Origin of the sequence: Mesorhizobium loti CJ3sym (assembly GCF_000472785.1) — a bacterium.
Lineage (GTDB): Bacteria > Pseudomonadota > Alphaproteobacteria > Rhizobiales > Rhizobiaceae > Mesorhizobium > Mesorhizobium loti_E.
Map to the genome: position 1 here is coordinate 18,923 of NZ_AXAL01000043.1, position 15,568 is coordinate 34,490.

Here is a 15,568-nt window from a genome sequence, read left to right on the forward strand (position 1 = left end):
AAAGTACCTGGTGGTGGGGGCGGGCTTTCTTCTGCTCGTAGGGGCCGCAGGTCTTGTCGGTGGGTTGGACCAGCCCCGAGAGCTTCGCCTTGATCCACCCCTCGGCGCCGACCTTGACCGGATCCGCCTCATGCCGAACGAGATTAGCGGCGCGCCGCCCGAAAGCTATTTCGCGCTCGGAAAGCCCTACGAGACTGACGCCTACAATCTAAGCCAAGGCAAACGGCTGTATTCCTGGTTTGGCTGCGGCTCCTGCCATGGCGATGACGGTCGCGGCGGGGTCGGGCCCTCTTTCCTCGACGGATGGTGGTTGTATGGCCCCGAAATGGTTTCGATCGTTGCGTCCATCCGGGACGGGCGCCCGCACGGCATGCCGGCTTTTCGTGACCGGATGCCAATCGAGCAGATCTGGCAACTGGCCGGCTATGTCCAGGCCATTGGCTCCTACAGGCCGAAGGTTGCGGCACCCAGCCGCAATGATGACAACCAGTCCCGGCCGGCCGAGAACCGCGGGCCGGCGAAGATCTTGTTCGACCCGGGCCCGGTCGGCGTACATCCGGACCAGGGACCTTCGCCATGAGAATTGTGCGGAACGGCCTCTTGGCCGTGGCATTGGCAGTGTCCGGCTGCAGTGGCAACCAGTCGGCGATGGATCCCGATGGGGGACCGGCGATCCATATCGCGCATCTCATCATCGGGATCGTTGCCGTGTGTGGTGTAGCATGGGTTTTAGTAATGGTGATGCTCGCGGCGGCGCTGCTGCGCGGACGCGGCCGCACCGGGCGCGAAATCACCAACGAACGGTCACTGATGCGGGCTGTGATCGCTGCGGTCGCGGTAACCGTGGTGATCGTAGCCGCTTTGACAGTGTCGAGTTTCTTTACGACACGGGGTATCGGGGTCCCCGAGCCTGCCGCCATGACCATTACAGTCAGGGGACAGCAGTGGTGGTGGCAGGTGATGTATGCCGATTCTGGCCCGAACGCGAGCTTTGAGACCGCCAACGAAATCCATATTCCCGTAGGCCGGGACGTACGTCTCGAGCTCCAGAGTGCCGACGTCATTCACTCGTTCTGGGTGCCCAGCCTGGCCGGCAAACAGGATCTTGTGCCGGGCCGATCCAACATCTTGTTGTTAAGGGCCGAGAAGCCGGGCATTTACCGTGGGCAATGCGCGGAGTTTTGTGGCCTGCAGCACGGTCATATGGCCGTGCTAGTGATCGCGGAGGCGCCCGCAGATTATGAGCGCTGGGCTGCGGGCCAGCGGCAGACTGCGTTGCTGCCGAGCAATCCTGAAGCTCTTGCGGGACAGGCCGTGTTCCTCGGCAAGCCCTGCGCTGCCTGCCACACCATTCGCGGCACCTCGGCCCACGGCAAGACAGGACCTGACCTGACGCATATCGGCAGCCGCCTGACGCTCGCGGCCGGGTTGGTGGAGACCACCCGCGGCTCGCTTGCTGCCTGGATTGCCGACCCGCAAACGGTCAAGCCAGGCAACAACATGCCCACGGTTGCGCTAACAGGTGTCGAGCTCCAACAGATCTCCACCTATATGGAGGGCCTGAAATGACCCGCCACAAAGAAGGCGATCGGCGGGACACGGCATTGAACGACGCCGAACTCCAGCGCTGTCTCACCGCGACTTGGTCCACACCGGCCGGACTGTGGGGTGCCCTATCGACGGTTGATCACAAAATCATTGGCCGTCGCTACATCACCACTGCGTTTGTGTTCCTCGCCCTTGGCGGAGTGCTGTCGCTGCTGATGCGGCTGCAGCTGGCGCAACCGGAAGCGCGCTTTATTGGGCCGGATCGCTACAACCAGATCTTCACAATGCACGGCACGAACATGATGTTCCTGTTTGCCGTACCAGTGATGCAGGCGATGGCCATCTACTTAGTCCCGCTGATGGTGGGGACCCGTAATATCGCCTTCCCGCGCCTCAATGCATTTTCTTACTGGATGTATCTGGCGGGCGGTCTGCTGTTGTGGGTCGCGTTCGCGCTCGATGTTGGCCCGGACGTCGGCTGGTTCGCCTATGTGCCCTTGTCCGGGCCGCAGTATGCAGCAGGCAAGCGTGCCGACATCTGGGCCCAGATGATCACGTTCACCGAAGTCTCGGCACTTGCCGTGGCTGTCGAGATCGTGGTGACGGTGTTTAAGCAGCGCGCGCCGGGCATGTCGCTCGACCGGATTCCTCTTTTCGTCTGGTCGATGCTTGTCACCTCATTTCTGATCATCCTCGCCATGCCGGCGATCATGATCGCTAGCACCGCGCTTATCCTCGACCGCCTGGTGGGAACACACTTCTTCAATCCGGCAGAGGGCGGCGATGTGCTGCTGTGGCAACACCTATTCTGGTTTTTCGGCCATCCGGAGGTCTACATCATCTTCCTGCCGGCAGTCGGCATGGTATCGACCATCGTCGCCACCTTCACGCGTCGGCCGGTTTTTGGTTATCTTGGCATGGTCATGGCGCTGATCGCCACCGGCATCCTGGCGTTCGGGTTGTGGGTCCACCACATGTTCGTTGCAGGCCTGCCGCGCCTTGGCGAGAGCTTCTTCACCGCATCGAGCATGGCCATCGCCGTGCCGGCGGGGCTGCAGATCTTCTGCTGGTTGGCGACGATGTGGGCGGGCCGACCGATCTTCAAGACGCCTTTCCTGTTCGTCATCGGCTTCATGGTGATTTTTGTCATCGGCGGAATGACCGGAGTGATGGTCGCTTCGGTGCCCTTCGACACACAGGTGCACGACACGTATTTCGTGGTCGCGCACTTTCATTATGTGCTGGTCGGCGGCGCGGTGTTCCCATTGCTGGGCGCCATCTATTACTGGTTTCCCAAGTTCACCGGCCGGATGATGAGCGAGACCCTCGGTCGCTGGACGTTTGGCCTGATGTTTACGGGCTTCAACCTGACCTTCTTCCCCATGCATATCCTCGGTTTGCAAGGCATGCCGCGCCGCATCTACACCTACCAGCCGGAGATGCCGTGGTCCGGCCTCAACATGTTCATCAGCCTCAGCGCCATTATCTTGGCGTTGGGATTCCTCATGTTTTTCGTCGATGCAATCCGCAGCGCCAGGTCAGGCTCTGCCGCACCTGCCAACCCTTGGGGCGCCCTGACCCTCGAGTGGGCGACGTCTTCGCCGCCGCCCGCCTATAATTTCATGCATTTGCCGGTGGTCAGCAGCCTCGAGCCCCTAGCGGACGATCCAGACATCCTGCCGGTCGCCTCTGGCCTTCGCATTGATCGCCGTGAGCTCCTGATCACCAGTGTCGTTCAGGCCGTGCCGGAAGCCCGGGAATCGTCGCCCGGGGACTCAATCTGGCCACTTTGGGCGGCGGCTGCGACATCTGTGACGCTGATCTGGTCGATCTTTACTCCTTGGGCGGTTGTCTGGGGCTCAATCCCGGTGGCGATCGCACTTATCGGGTGGTTCTGGCCCAAAGGCGTAGTGGAGGAAGATGCATGAACCACACCGTCGTGCTCGACGTCGCCGACCTTCCCGAACACGGCCTCGGCTCCGCCAGCCAGACCTACTGGGGAACTCTGGCTTTCATGCTCATTGAAGGGACGGGCTTTGCCCTGTCGATCGTCGTCTATCTCTATCTGATGAGCCTGGCTACGCAGTGGCCGCTGGGTACAGCGCCGCCCGACCTGTTGGCGGGTACGACCTTGACCGCGCTGCTGATTGTGAGCCTCGTGCCTAACCTGTTTCTCGCCCGCTGGGCGCGGCACCAGGATCTGTGGAAGGTGCGCATCGGTCTGATCGTCATGACGGTGCTCGGAGTGGCGCCGCTGGTGCTGCGCGCCTTCGAGTTCCCGGCCATGCACATCAAATGGGACCAGAACGCCTATGGCTCCATCGTCTGGGTGATGCTCGGCCTCCACACCACCCATATCATAACGAACCTGGTGGAAACGGCGGTCCTCACTGCGCTGATGTTTTCGCGGCATGGGGACAGCCCGCGGCGGTACGGCGACGTAAGCGACAACGCGATGTATTGGAACTTCGTCGTCATCACGTGGCTGCCGATGTACGCCTGTCTTTACTGGGTCCCACGTCTATGACCGGGGCATGGCTGCGCCGGACCGGGCTGCTCGTGCCATCCCTGGCTTGGGCGCTCAGCACCCAGTTTGGGCAGATGAGTCCTGGCTTGGATTGTCGCCATAAGGCATCCTGGACGGTCTTCTCCTGCGCGCTGCTGTTGGCGGTCTCGATCGCAGGCCTAGCAGTGGCGTGGGGAGCCCGGCGGCGAGCAGGCAGGACCGGGCGCTTTATTGTCACGACCGGCCTTCTTATTGCTTTGGCCTTCGTCTTCGCACTGCTGCTGCAGGGAGTGGCAACGATGCTGCTTGACCCATGCCAACGCTGATCCTGATGACGTTCCTGCTTATAGTGACCGGCCCGGCGCTCGCCCATGGCGACGAGGTCCACGGGCCAGGGATCCCGTGGACGTTCGACCTGTGGGTTGTCGTGCCGCTGGCAACACTGACCTGGCTGTACGGGGCTGGTATGCTCACGCTCGCGGGTCGCGGCCGACTGCTCGGCCGGCGGCGCGGCCGGCATCTCATGTTCGGGGTGGGAATGCTCACCCTCGCGGGCGCACTGCTGTCACCTCTTCACTGGCTTGGGGAGCGTTTGTTCAGTGTCCACATGGTCGAGCATGAGATCGTCATGGCGGTGTCAGCACCCCTGGTCGTGTTGGCGCGCCCGATCGGCATCCTGCTGTGGGGGATTCCGGGCACCGCGCGCCGGGTGGTGGCAACGTTGATCCGGTCTCCTCTAATCCGGGGTGCGTGGGACGGGTGCACCGGATCGACGACCGCGACGATAATCCACGGTGCGGCGATCTGGGCATGGCATATGCCCCTCCTGTTCGACGCGGCCGTCATCAACACGGCGCTGCACCGGTTGCAACACCTCAGCTTTTTTGCCACCGCGATCCTGTTCTGGTGGGCAATGCTCTGGCGCAGCGATTATGGCACGGCGGCATGGCATCTGTTCGTGACAATGCTCCATACCAGCCTGCTCGGCGCCCTGATGGCGCTCGCACCGCGTGTGCTTTACGTCGCCCAGACCCGGACTGCCATGGAATGGGGACTGACGCCGCTGGAAGACCAGCAGCTTGCTGGTATGATCATGTGGGTGCCGGCCGGGACGGTCTACGCGGGGGCGGCGCTGGCGATGCTGGCTCTGTGGATCGGTCGTTCGAGCGATAGGAGGATCCGCAATGGCTGATGTTCTTGCCTTTCCGGTCCGGGCCGCGCTGACAGTCGCCGCCTCGATCGCGGCTATCGCCGCGTTTGAGGCTGTCAACGCTGCTCGGTATAATGACCAGCACACGGAGACGGCCAGTAAAATGACCGGCGGGAATGCGGATCATGCCCCAGCGCTGTTTCGCCGCTACGGGTGTGCCGGTTGCCACACCATCCCCGGGATTCCCGGCGCGGACGGTCAGGCCGGGGCCCCGCTGAGTGGCCTTTCCAAGCGGGTCTACATCGCGGGGGTCCTGCAGAACACCCCTGACAACCTTGTCGCGTGGATCGTATCGCCGCACCGGTTTTCGCCACAGACGGCCATGCCGGAAACGGGGATCTCAGAGCAGGAGGCGAGGGACCTCGCCGCGTATCTTTATTCTCAGTGAGGCTACGGCTTCGGCGTTGCCACCGGCGCAAAGGACTTGACGTAACGTGCGATGGCCAGTCGATCGCTGTCAGGGAGCTTGGCGGTGTTCGTCACGACATCGGCCATTGAGGAGCCAACACGACCGTGGGTGTGTGTCACGGCCGTTTTGAGCATGGTCGCGATGTCGTCCTCGGTCCATTCTCCCAACCGTTCCTGGGTAATATTCGGCACGTATCCGGTCCCCTGGGGATCGACCCCGCCCGCAAAACGCGAGCTGGCCTTAATCGCGCCGAAGGGGTTGCGGGTCGAATGGCACTCTGCGCAGTGGGACAGCGTTTCTACGAGATAGGCGCCCCGGTCGTGCACCGGCTCGCCGGTGGTCCGGGCCTCGGTTGACCCTTCCTTGAAGAACAGCGCCTTCCAAAGCCCGATGGATCGACGCACGCGAAACAGCAATGCCGGGTCGTGAGGCGGGGCCCGGCCGGAAACCTTGGGGAGCGTCCGGAGATACGCATACAGGTCATTGATGTCGCCGGCTTTCATCCCGGTGTAGCTGGTATACGGGAAGGCCGGGTAATAGTGCTCACGCCGGGGCGACACGCCTCCGATCAGGGCGTTGGCGAGGTCGGCAGCCGACCAGTTCCCGATGCCATCCACCGGATCAGGTGAAATGTTCGGGGGTCGGAAAGTCCCGAACGGCGAAGCCAGTGCAAGGCCGCCGCCGAGTTTCAGCCGGTCGGGTTGTCCGGGCGTCGCGTGGCAGGAGGCACAGTCCCCTGCGTCGAACACGATCTTGCCGCGTGCGACATCACCCTGAGCCTGGAAATGGCCGTCCCGGCGGGAAAACGGTGGCACGGCTTCACTGATCCGCCACACGGCCGCCGTGCCAACGCCTCCGGCACCGACCGCTAGAGCTGCGGCCCATTTCAACCAGGTGCTGGTTTTCGCCATGACTCGCGACCGAATTAGTGATGCCAGAAGCCGCCGAAGATGAACAAAGCCGCCAGCGCGACCACCCCAATCAGGATGCCGAGAGGCCATGCGGCGCTGGCGCGCCGCGTTCCGTTGGGCCGCATCGCCGAGCCGTGGCTCGTGGCATTGACATCAGGCTGTGCCGCAACGCCGGGGTACAGCGTCGTCATATCCGGAACCGTGGGCGCCCCGCCCGCTTCCGCATCCGTCTCCATCGGCACGGCGGCCGGGTCGAAGCCTGTCACCTTGTCACGCGTCTCGCCAGCTTCTATCGCGCGTCGGTCATTTGCGGAAGTGATTGGATAGTCACGTTCTGATGGTGTTGGCATGATCGTTCCTCCATTGGCCCTTACCAGGGCGTAAAATCAGTGTCGGGCCGGACGCTACTGCAAAACGCGCAGACGAGGTCGATGGTCGCTGTGATGTCGCCGAGGCAAAGCACCTCGGAGGGCGTGTGCATGTAGCGTAGCGGGACGGAGAGAAGACCGGTGGCGACCCCGCCGCAGTTAGTCTGCAGAAGCCGCGCATCAGTCGGAATTTTATCGCCATAGGCTTGGAGCTGATAAGGGATCCGTTCGCGATCTGCCGCCGTCTTCAGGAGTTCGAACACGACCGGGTTTGTGCTCGGCTCCTGCGAGATGCCCGGACCTTTACCAAGATCCAGCTTGCCCTGGTGGGGAGCCAGGTTGAAAGCTGCAGTTTGGGCGCCCCGTGAACCGATCTCCTCCTGCACCGTGCCAAGCACATAGAGGCCAACATCCGGATGTAACCCGCCGTCTTCCTTGAGCCGGCGCACGATCTCACTGCCGATGAACAACCCGGCCTTTTTGTCAAACGCACGGTCGACAGCCTGGTCTCCGAGCAACCGGGTGAATTCGGCTTGAAGGCTGACCGGACTGCCGACCTTGACCGCGGCCTCCGCATCCTTCCGCGAGGCGGCTCCAATATCAATCCACAGGTCTTTCAGCGTTGGCGTCTGGCTGCCGTCGGCCAGCTTGAAGGTCTGGATCGCCTTGCGGCCGACCACACCCGCCACCCGCTCATGCCCATGCACCCACACCCGCTGGCCGATCTCGGTGGCGACATCGGTTCCACCGATGGTATCGAAGTACAGGAAGCCCTCCTCATCGATGTAATGGACGATGAACCCGATCTCATCCATATGTCCCACGTACATAATGCGCATGCCAGCGTCAGGATTGATGACCGCGCTGACGTTGCCCATAACATCCGTGGTCAGCTTATCGGCGAACTGGCTGACGTAGTCCCTGTAGAGGTTGGCGACCGGCTGCTCAAAGCCGCTCGGCGACGGTGTCGCAATCAATGCTTTGAGGTATGTGAGCGATTCATCGCGCAAGGGCTTACTCCGGCGTCAGTCGATTTCTGGCAGATGTAATTTGCCTGAAACCCCTTCGTTCCGCGCAGATGTGCTGCCTTCACGTAAATCCGCTCATTGCTTGGGCGAATGATTTCACCTCAGCGGATTGAGCCTTGTCCAATGCGACCTTGCCAACCACGATTTCGAAGAGTTGCCTGAGGAGGCTGTTGCGACAAACTCGAGGGGAGTGGCTACTTTCCGCAGTTCTATCTGCGTCACAGGAATCGTCGGAACCGCTTTTCCCGCCTTGGTTTGAACAAAGGCGAGCGGCGGTTAGGCGATTAAGTTCGAACCTTTGATTAGATTCCGGAACAAAATGCGCGGTTTTGAATTTCCTGCGATGAAACCCTATCGGAGAAGATCATGGGCTTTTTCGGGAAATTGTTCGCCGGCGTCACCCGCATTGCCGATAAGGTCGAGAAGAGTGGCGATATGCGCAAGGCCACAGGAGCCGGCCCTGCCCTCGCCGCCCATTCTAAAGATGCGAAGAGTGCCGCTCCGACGGGCCAGAAATGACAGGGAGTGGGACGTACGCCTCATCCTCCACGTTGCTCGCCAGCGCAGCTTCTGTAATGCTATTTGCAACGCCGAGTTTCAACAGGGCTACGATGTCGCTATCCCAAGCATTGAAAAGAATGACCATGTTTGATCATATTGGTTTCACCGTTTCCGACTTGATCGATCATCTGCCTTTTACAAGGGGGAACGCTGGGCCAACAGCGCCAGCACGGAACCTGAATTTCTCCATGGTGACCGGGCGATCCTCGAAGATTATCGGACTGCGAACGAACGCCTCCCTTACGACACCCCTTCGGGACGAATTCAAAGGCTGAGACGGTCAGGCGCCAAAGCCAAACGAGTAGGCTGCAAGCGGTCCCAAGGTCATCACGGCAGCGCCAATAAGCCCGGCCACGTCCTTCCGCTCGAACATGGGGCTGTTGAGAACATTTTGCGAGAAACGACGAAGCAGCCTGACAGAATTACGAACGCTCGGAGAACAGGCTGCGGACTGATCCGTTACACCCACGGGCACGTTGTCCATGGTCATCCCACTATTCCGGACGGCTCGGCTGGGATTTCTGCAGAGTGCCGGTTTGCGTGACGCGGCTAGTTGATGGTTTCCCCGTAACCAAGGTCCTTCAACTGGTCGGCACCGGTTTTCATCAGGGCGATGGCGACTTCAACGGGCGTCCACCCGGACGCAATAGCCTCCGTGGTGATATCCTCAATACGCGCACGCAAGGCATGTTCGCATTCGCTGCCCCGGAACTGATCGCCGGCAGGTTTTGCCGGCGCCCGTACATTTGTCTTATAGTGGCCCACCGTGGTTCTCACCAATACTTAGTGCTCACCCAAGCTACGCAACATGGCTGTATCCGTCGCGAACTACCTCGCCACCTGTCGGCTCAGCCGCCAGTTGAACGACCTCATATTGGTTGTGAAGGCCGGCCCGCTTAAGCTCGAAGATGCCCCGGCCGCCGTCGACCATCAAATCAAGAAAGGCATTGGCCACCGCCACTGAAGGGAGTGCCGTAGAAAACCGCAGCGTCATGTGACTCAAGTCTGAGTATGTACATTTAAGCCGGCCTGTTCTGTGACTAGTGGCGCCCTCGTCGATAACAATCGAAGCCCACGCGCCATGCAATGCAGTGGGACTCAGGAGTTGCTCAGGTGAAGCTTGCCGGACAGCCAGCCTGCGGCTCGCGCAACACGCCTCGATAACCGACGCTAAGCGGCCCCACCCATTCAACAATATCGTGCGGGCGGCAGCACGAGGCATTGGCTCGGAACGCCACCACCCTGATCGATCGAGCGCCGGATGGTCGAGAGCCTCCTGGCGCACTAGGCTCGCAATAGCAGCGGCGATCGCGGTCGGGCGTGGGCCGCCTCCCCGGATGTCGAACGCGCCACTCTCGTAATAGTGATCGCGGTTGAGCAGCATGGTGTTCCAATCCACCGCGCCAAATAGAGACCACGACGTGACTGCACGCACGTCTATGCCGCAGTCTTTCGCTGCCCGGGCACCGGTCCACCCTTCTATCAACCAGCGCAATTGCTCATCGCGCGTCGAGCCGTTGTGCAGTTCGGTCACCGCGATCGGCAAGTGATAGCGATCCCACGTTTCGGCAATCCGAGATCCTAAGCCGCTCTCCTCACGCCGGTCTGAGCGCACCGCCGCGATGTCGGCGTAAACATCAAAGCCGTTTCCGCCGGGATGTTCGAGGGGATACCGTTCCAGCCTGTCGTCCAGCATCCGGTCGCTGGTCAAGTAGTAGTCGATTCCTATGATATCTGGCGGGCATGGTGCGGCAGCGAGTTTGGCTAACAGGTCGTCGCCAATTCCGGCATCGCGCATTCGCTTGTGCAACAAGTGACCCCCGTCCACCCGTCCGGTCAGTAAGTCTAACGCCAACCATCGCCGCTGGTTTTCGTAGTCGGCTTGATAGGCAAGGCGCGGGTTCGCGAAGACGCGCCCGACGTCCTCTGTTTGTACCAACAGTGCGCCTGGCGTATGTTGACGGATGGCGTCCATGGCGAGCGCGATGGAACGGCATTGCGCAACGGTGAGGTGGAGGAATGTCGCTTCGTCACGTCCATGAGGGTGCCAGAGCCCATATAAACCGCTGATTCGGGCCGTGGTCTGGGGTTCGTTGATAGGGGTAAACATGTCCACCCATGGATAGCGCTGCGCGACCCGAGCGGCGAATTCGGAGAACCGCCTCGGAAAATCCTGATGGAGAAGGTCAATCCAGGCCGGTCCGTTACCGTGGTGAAGCAAACCCACAACGGGGCGTATGCCGAGTTCTCGGAGCCGATGTAAGCGCCGGTCGACCCAGGTCCAATCGTAGCCGCCAGCGGTGGGCTCCACCATCTCCCAGAGAACCGGATACCTCAGCGTGCGGATGCCCAAACCAGCGATGAGTTCAAGATCGTGGGCCCTTTGGTAATGCCCTGTCTCCAGGAGTTGGTTGCGCGTACGATCCCCTATTCGGACGACGCTACACTCGACACCGCCCCACATTTCGAGCGGGACGGTCACTCGGCCGCCTCCCACAATCTAGTGGTGCTCGCCGCCGGCACTGTTTTCTGGATCCGCGCGAATGTCGCCAACGCTTGGCCTACAACCTGATCCATGTTGTAGTAACGGTACGTTGCCAGACGCCCCACGAACCAGACGTCCGGGGTAGCCATCGCCAACGCTTCGTAGCGTTTATAGAGAGCCTCGTTTTCCGGCCGCGGCACGGGGTAATACGGGTCGCCCTCGTCGGTGGGGTATTCGTAGGTTAGGCTGGTCTTGGGATGCTGTTGTCCGGTAAGGTGCTTGTATTCGGTAATGCGGGTGTAATCCTCGGTCTGCGGATAGTTGATCACCGCCACCGGCTGGAACCTCTCGCAGTCGAGCGTGACGTGCTCGAAACGTAGCGACCGATAAGGCAGTCGACCCAGGCGCCAATCGAAATACTCGTCAACCGGCCCTGTAAAGATCATGCGCCGAAACGGAATTTTATTCCGTGCGTCCCGGTAGTCGGTTTGCAACATAATTTTGATGTTGGGGTGATCCAGCATCCGCTGGAACATGCGCGTGTATCCACCCTCCGGCATGTTCTGAAAGCTGTCGCCAAAATACCGGTCGTCACGATTCAAACGGGTCGGGACCCGCGCCGTCACCGATTTGCTTAGCAGCGACGGATCAACGCCCCATTGCTTCCTGGTGTAGCCTCGAAAGAACTTTTCGTAGAGTTCCCTACCGACCGTGCTCACGACCACGTCCTCAGCGGTACGGATTTCCTCGACGGGTTCCCGCCTTGACAGGAAAAACTGCTCCAGCTGCTCCGACGTCAGATCAAGGCCATAGAGACCGTTGATGGTGTCGAGGTTGATCGGAATCGGCAGCAGTTTGCCGTCAACCGAAGACAGCACCCGATGTTCGTAGGGACGCCACCGCGTAAAGCGCGAGAGATAGTCGACGATCGACTGGGCGTTGGTATGGAAAATATGCGGGCCGTAGCGGTGTATAAGGACCCCGGCTTCATCATAACAGTCGTAAGCATTGCCCCCGATGTGCCCACGCCGATCGATCAGTAACACACTCTCGTTGCGTTCCGACGCGATGCGTTCGGCAAGGACACTGCCGGCAAATCCGGCGCCGACGATCAGCCAGTCGAACATGATCACGCCCTCCGCCGCATCGGAATGACATTCTTGCTTGAGTAAGCCTGCTCGATGTGATTGGACATCGCGCGCCAAGTCTTCTCCCATGACATGTCCGCGAGATAGGCATCCACCTTTTGCCAGCGGTCCTCCCGAGGCCGGCCCAACACCGACCGCAGCTTCTGTTCAAAATCTTCGACGTCGATGATGTCGACCAGGCTTTGGGCGCCGTAGCTACGGACAACGTCCACGATCGCGGTCGATACTACCGGTAAGCCAGCGGCAAGAAATTCGGGTGTTTTCGTCGGGCTGATGAAGCGGGTAGCCTCGTTAAGCGCAAAAGGCATCCAGCCGGCATCCCAGTGCCTGAGGTAGTTTGGAAGGTCCGAATACGCCTTCCCACCTAGCCAGTGGATATTATTCGCACGGGGAAGCAAACTGGGGTCAATCTTGACCACCGGACCGATCATGACAAAATGAACGTCCTGCATCGCCAGCGCGGCCTGGGTGACCAAGTCAACGTCAAGCCGTTCGTCGATGACGCCGAAGTAGCCCACCCTCGGATGTGGGATTCCCCGCTGGTCTGCGGCGTCTTCGCCGTAGCCTCTCGCTTGATGAAAATGTGCGAGATCGATGCTGCTCGGGAAGGGGAATATCGAGCGGTGCAGGTTCCGCTTGGCTTCATAGAGGCTCAGTCCACCTGTGAAAACCACGTCAGCCCGATGAAACAGGGCTTTCTCGAACTGCGTCAGTTCGACAGGCGCATTCTTGAACGCGGAGAGTTCGTCCATGCAGTCGTATACGCAAACATCGCATTCCAGATGATGACTAAAGCGCAGCGCCATCGGCGTGTAGTACCAAGCGATCAATCGAACATGCGGCGTGTCGCCAACGATTTGATCGACAAACAACCGTTGAACAGCATCGGCCTTCGCCGCGCTGGTGCCGACCGGCAGGACCGGGGTCGCGATCCTGATGTGCTCGGCGGCGTCCTGCATGCGCAGTAGCGCGTAGGACACGTCTTCAAAAACCGGTTCCTCGAAATAGATCACCTTGTTACGGGCAGAGGCCAAGCTCAGCAAGTGTTGCGGCCGTTGAAATACAAAATTCCATCTGAGGTGCGAGAAGCACAGTAACAGGTCCCGTTCTACTGACACAGTTTTATGTGTCGTTTGGCCTTCTGCAATTCCCATGTGGTATCCTTTCGCGCAGGTTGGGCGCGCCAGAGACCAACAAATGTTAATCATTGGCTGCGATCCGGAGGTTCGACGACTCTGAACTTTCGGACGGTTAACTTGTTCCCAACCGGCGCGTCGCGCGCCGGCTTGTCTGAAACCCTGCGGTCCTGATAAAATGTTCGGGCTTGCGAGTCGGGCTGCTGCCTCGCGTTGTGGTCGGAATGGACTAAGTCGCCAATAAGTACGGTTCGCCAGTGCAACGACCGACAAGGTTGCGCCGGTGGCTAGTGACAGCCCCCAAGGAAATCCATGGCCCTTTTCTTCGATAGCAACGTCTTCCCTCTCTTCCACCCAGCCAACGTGGACGACCTCAAGGACCCCTGCCCGGTTTTTGATGGTGCGTTGTGGCACATCTTCGGCTCAAGCGGCACGGTCACAACGGAAAGCTGGTCCATATGCCACGGCACTGCCCCAGACCTTTATGGTCCCTGGACCATGCATGAAGCCATCGAACTGCCCTTGGTCGGAAGTGGGATCGCCGCGCCAGGGGTGATATACGAAGGCGGCGTGTTCCATATGTTTATCCAGACCGAATTTATGAAATCCGGCGGTCGTTGCGAGCACGCGGTCTCCGATGACGGCTTCGCCTGGACCCTGCAACCGCCAGCCATATTGTCGCTTCCCGACACCGACGAAGACGGGATTTATGATCCCCACCCGGCGGTGATTGGTGGCAGGCGTTACATTGTCTATTCGGGGATGCCGAAGTTTACCAAGGTGCCGCAACCTGACGTTTATCTGGCGCGCAGCCAGTCAGATTCTTGGTTTGGCCCTTGGAAGCGTGTGGGAAAGATACTTGACCACGTTCACGTGCCCCATCACAACGCCCGCGAACATCCCGACTATGAATGGGGCATCGAAGGTGCCCAACTCGTCGAGCTGCCCGATGGACGCGTGTTGCTCAACGCCACCTGCTTTTTACCGGAGGGCGCACGCGGCAACCGGCAGCGCGTTTTCTTTGCGGTGGCAAGTCGCGTCGAGGGACCTTACGTATCTGTTGGAACGGTGCTCGAGCCTGGTGAGCCTGGCGAAAACGGCCATTCGACCGTGATGGTCGAAGGTCGCGAGCTCACCCTGTTCTATCAAAGTAGGCAGGCCGCGACCGGTCACCGCTGGCGCTATGGCGTTGCGAAATGTGACCTGCTTGAGCAGATCCTGACGAAAGTGGCGTAGTCGACGGCTGGGCCTGTCTCCAGCGGCTGACAGCCTTCAGATCGGGATAGGCTTGGTGGCCAGCATCGAGGCACGAGCGGGCCGGAATGGTGCCGTTCCGGCGGCGGTTGTCGTTTGCCATCAGGCCATACCCCAGTCGCGCGGTTCTTGGCAGCGAAGGTCCAGTTGCTGCACGTGACGATGTTGTTTCTTCGTCACCCAGTGTGGTCACTTGTTCCACGGACCATACTTTGGCATCGGCATGCCCATTTTTGTAATGGTCGAGTCAGCTCTAATGACGGGTTCTAAGTCGTTGGGAAAGTCGTGCGCTCTAACCGGCAGGGGCGGCCCCCGGGAGCCTTGGTCGGAGGATCGCGACCGGAGCACGTCAACTACTTCGGCCAGTATGTCTTTCACAAATTCTTGCATCGGCTTGCCTGCCAGGCTGTTGTCGGGACGAACTTCGCGACTGTCCCAATGTTCTATTGCAACGGGCTAGATGGTGCTTTCCGTACCGAGTTGGACTTTATTGCTGGTTTGCCACCTGACGATGGAACGGTCTCCAACTGCGCAAGTTGTCGCGCAGACGGAGAGCTGACAATGATCATCGACGCCCATCTTCACACGTCCGGGAGGGAAAAGTCCCGGGAGGTTTTGCAAGCCCTCGATGATGCCGGCGTGGATATTGCATTTCTTTTAGCGCCGTTTCTGACTGATCCATATTCGCTCGACGACCGGAACTCCCTGAAGGAGGGAAACAAGTATCTGTCGCGGCTCATCGAGGGTCATTCCGATCGGTTGCTGGGGTTCGCTGTCGTGAACCCGCTTCACCCCCAGGCCGCCGAGGATCTTGAAGAAGCCGCCGGGCTGCCGGGGATTCGTGGCCTGAAGATGGTGCCAACCGGCTGGTTCCCGTACGACGACTGTGCCCATCGCGTGTACGAGGTTGCGGCGCGCTTCGACCTGCCAGTGCTCTTTCACAGCGGCATCTTCATCGACGGAAGGTCCGGTAGATTTTGCCGGCCGGCCTTCTACGAAGCTAT

17 protein-coding genes are annotated in these 15,568 nt (G+C 60.3%); 9 read left to right on the forward strand and 8 right to left on the reverse strand.

What is annotated here, in order from left to right; translation table 11 throughout:
• Nucleotides 1-31 precede the first annotated feature (31 nt).
• The 6 genes from A3A9_RS0134335 (at nucleotide 32) to A3A9_RS0134365 (ending at nucleotide 5,652) form a co-directional block, all read left to right on the forward strand.
• Nucleotides 32-580, forward strand: a complete 549-nt coding sequence (locus A3A9_RS0134335; RefSeq protein WP_051371437.1) for a c-type cytochrome — start codon at nucleotides 32-34, stop codon at nucleotides 578-580.
• Nucleotides 577-1,569, forward strand: a complete 993-nt coding sequence (gene coxB, locus A3A9_RS0134340) for a cytochrome c oxidase subunit II (protein WP_027062595.1) — start codon at nucleotides 577-579, stop codon at nucleotides 1,567-1,569. The genes A3A9_RS0134335 and coxB overlap by 4 nt, the downstream gene beginning before the upstream one ends.
• Nucleotides 1,566-3,476 carry a cytochrome c oxidase subunit I gene (gene ctaD / locus A3A9_RS0134345; RefSeq protein ID WP_027062596.1) on the forward strand — a complete coding sequence of 637 codons (1,911 nt, stop codon included), beginning with the start codon at nucleotides 1,566-1,568 and terminating at the stop codon, nucleotides 3,474-3,476. The genes coxB and ctaD overlap by 4 nt, the downstream gene beginning before the upstream one ends.
• Entirely contained in the window at nucleotides 3,473-4,075 is a 603-nt protein-coding gene (locus A3A9_RS0134350) for a cytochrome c oxidase subunit 3 (RefSeq protein WP_027062597.1), read from the forward strand. The genes ctaD and A3A9_RS0134350 overlap by 4 nt, the downstream gene beginning before the upstream one ends.
• 292 nt (nucleotides 4,076-4,367) lie before the next feature.
• Entirely contained in the window at nucleotides 4,368-5,246 is an 879-nt protein-coding gene (locus A3A9_RS0134360) for a cytochrome c oxidase assembly protein (RefSeq protein WP_027062599.1), read from the forward strand.
• On the forward strand, nucleotides 5,239-5,652 hold the full coding sequence (locus tag A3A9_RS0134365) for a c-type cytochrome (protein WP_027062600.1): 414 nt from the start codon (nucleotides 5,239-5,241) through the stop codon (nucleotides 5,650-5,652). The genes A3A9_RS0134360 and A3A9_RS0134365 overlap by 8 nt, the downstream gene beginning before the upstream one ends.
• A 2-nt stretch (nucleotides 5,653-5,654) precedes the next feature.
• Here A3A9_RS0134365 and A3A9_RS0134370 read toward each other — a convergent pair whose 3' ends face one another.
• From A3A9_RS0134370 to A3A9_RS0134380, 3 genes are read right to left on the reverse strand one after another with little or no spacing between them, the layout of a single operon-like run.
• The gene (locus A3A9_RS0134370) at nucleotides 5,655-6,584 is read right to left on the reverse strand and encodes a cytochrome c (protein WP_027062601.1); all 930 of its coding nucleotides are present in this window, start codon (nucleotides 6,582-6,584) and stop codon (nucleotides 5,655-5,657) included.
• A 14-nt stretch (nucleotides 6,585-6,598) separates the two neighbouring features.
• A complete protein-coding gene (locus A3A9_RS45505) occupies nucleotides 6,599-6,934 on the reverse strand; it encodes a hypothetical protein (protein WP_051371434.1) in 336 nt (111 codons plus the stop codon).
• Between the two features lie 20 nt (nucleotides 6,935-6,954).
• Nucleotides 6,955-7,962 (reverse strand): M42 family peptidase, encoded by a 1,008-nt coding sequence (locus A3A9_RS0134380; RefSeq protein WP_027062603.1) that lies wholly within the window; start codon nucleotides 7,960-7,962, stop codon nucleotides 6,955-6,957.
• A 384-nt stretch (nucleotides 7,963-8,346) separates the two neighbouring features.
• On the opposite strand from A3A9_RS0134380, the gene A3A9_RS45510 reads away from it, so the two are divergent.
• Nucleotides 8,347-8,499, forward strand: a complete 153-nt coding sequence (locus A3A9_RS45510) for a hypothetical protein (protein ID WP_202596439.1) — start codon at nucleotides 8,347-8,349, stop codon at nucleotides 8,497-8,499.
• Nucleotides 8,500-8,821: 322 nt separating this feature from the next.
• On the opposite strand, the gene A3A9_RS44520 is transcribed toward A3A9_RS45510, so the two are convergent.
• The 5 genes from A3A9_RS44520 to A3A9_RS0134410 are packed head-to-tail and all read right to left on the reverse strand — an operon-like array spanning nucleotide 8,822 to nucleotide 13,328.
• Nucleotides 8,822-9,031 carry a hypothetical protein gene (locus A3A9_RS44520; protein ID WP_027062604.1) on the reverse strand — a complete coding sequence of 70 codons (210 nt, stop codon included), beginning with the start codon at nucleotides 9,029-9,031 and terminating at the stop codon, nucleotides 8,822-8,824.
• Between the two features lie 59 nt (nucleotides 9,032-9,090).
• The gene (locus A3A9_RS0134395) at nucleotides 9,091-9,306 is read right to left on the reverse strand and encodes a hypothetical protein (protein WP_033839056.1); all 216 of its coding nucleotides are present in this window, start codon (nucleotides 9,304-9,306) and stop codon (nucleotides 9,091-9,093) included.
• Between the two features lie 34 nt (nucleotides 9,307-9,340).
• Nucleotides 9,341-11,023 carry a family 1 glycosylhydrolase gene (locus A3A9_RS40375; protein WP_152536265.1) on the reverse strand — a complete coding sequence of 561 codons (1,683 nt, stop codon included), beginning with the start codon at nucleotides 11,021-11,023 and terminating at the stop codon, nucleotides 9,341-9,343.
• Nucleotides 11,020-12,153, reverse strand: a complete 1,134-nt coding sequence (gene glf / locus A3A9_RS0134405; RefSeq protein WP_027062606.1) for a UDP-galactopyranose mutase — start codon at nucleotides 12,151-12,153, stop codon at nucleotides 11,020-11,022. The genes A3A9_RS40375 and glf overlap by 4 nt, the downstream gene beginning before the upstream one ends.
• Nucleotides 12,154-12,155: 2 nt before the next feature.
• Nucleotides 12,156-13,328 (reverse strand): glycosyltransferase, encoded by a 1,173-nt coding sequence (locus A3A9_RS0134410; protein WP_027062607.1) that lies wholly within the window; start codon nucleotides 13,326-13,328, stop codon nucleotides 12,156-12,158.
• 294 nt (nucleotides 13,329-13,622) lie between these two features.
• Here A3A9_RS0134410 and A3A9_RS0134415 point away from each other — a divergent pair, with 294 nt between their 5' ends.
• A complete protein-coding gene (locus A3A9_RS0134415; RefSeq protein WP_027062608.1) occupies nucleotides 13,623-14,546 on the forward strand; it encodes a hypothetical protein in 924 nt (307 codons plus the stop codon).
• Between the two features lie 579 nt (nucleotides 14,547-15,125).
• On the forward strand, nucleotides 15,126-15,568 hold a 443-nt coding region (locus A3A9_RS0134420), incomplete at its 3' end, for an amidohydrolase family protein (RefSeq protein WP_027062437.1).

Bases quoted from the DNA above. Each gene is read 5' to 3' on its own strand.
- A3A9_RS44520 (WP_027062604.1), bottom strand. From the start codon at position 9,031: ATGACCATGGACAACGTGCCCGTGGGTGTAACGGATCAGTCCGCAGCC.
- A3A9_RS0134415 (WP_027062608.1), top strand. From the start codon at position 13,623: ATGGCCCTTTTCTTCGATAGCAACGTCTTCCCTCTCTTCCACCCAGCC.
- ctaD (WP_027062596.1), top strand. From the start codon at position 1,566: ATGACCCGCCACAAAGAAGGCGATCGGCGGGACACGGCATTGAACGAC.
- A3A9_RS0134370 (WP_027062601.1), bottom strand. From the start codon at position 6,584: ATGGCGAAAACCAGCACCTGGTTGAAATGGGCCGCAGCTCTAGCGGTC.
- coxB (WP_027062595.1), top strand. From the start codon at position 577: ATGAGAATTGTGCGGAACGGCCTCTTGGCCGTGGCATTGGCAGTGTCC.
- A3A9_RS45510 (WP_202596439.1), top strand. From the start codon at position 8,347: ATGGGCTTTTTCGGGAAATTGTTCGCCGGCGTCACCCGCATTGCCGAT.
- A3A9_RS0134410 (WP_027062607.1), bottom strand. From the start codon at position 13,328: ATGGGAATTGCAGAAGGCCAAACGACACATAAAACTGTGTCAGTAGAA.
- A3A9_RS0134350 (WP_027062597.1), top strand. From the start codon at position 3,473: ATGAACCACACCGTCGTGCTCGACGTCGCCGACCTTCCCGAACACGGC.
- A3A9_RS0134365 (WP_027062600.1), top strand. From the start codon at position 5,239: ATGGCTGATGTTCTTGCCTTTCCGGTCCGGGCCGCGCTGACAGTCGCC.
- glf (WP_027062606.1), bottom strand. From the start codon at position 12,153: ATGTTCGACTGGCTGATCGTCGGCGCCGGATTTGCCGGCAGTGTCCTT.
- A3A9_RS45505 (WP_051371434.1), bottom strand. From the start codon at position 6,934: ATGCCAACACCATCAGAACGTGACTATCCAATCACTTCCGCAAATGAC.
- A3A9_RS0134360 (WP_027062599.1), top strand. From the start codon at position 4,368: ATGCCAACGCTGATCCTGATGACGTTCCTGCTTATAGTGACCGGCCCG.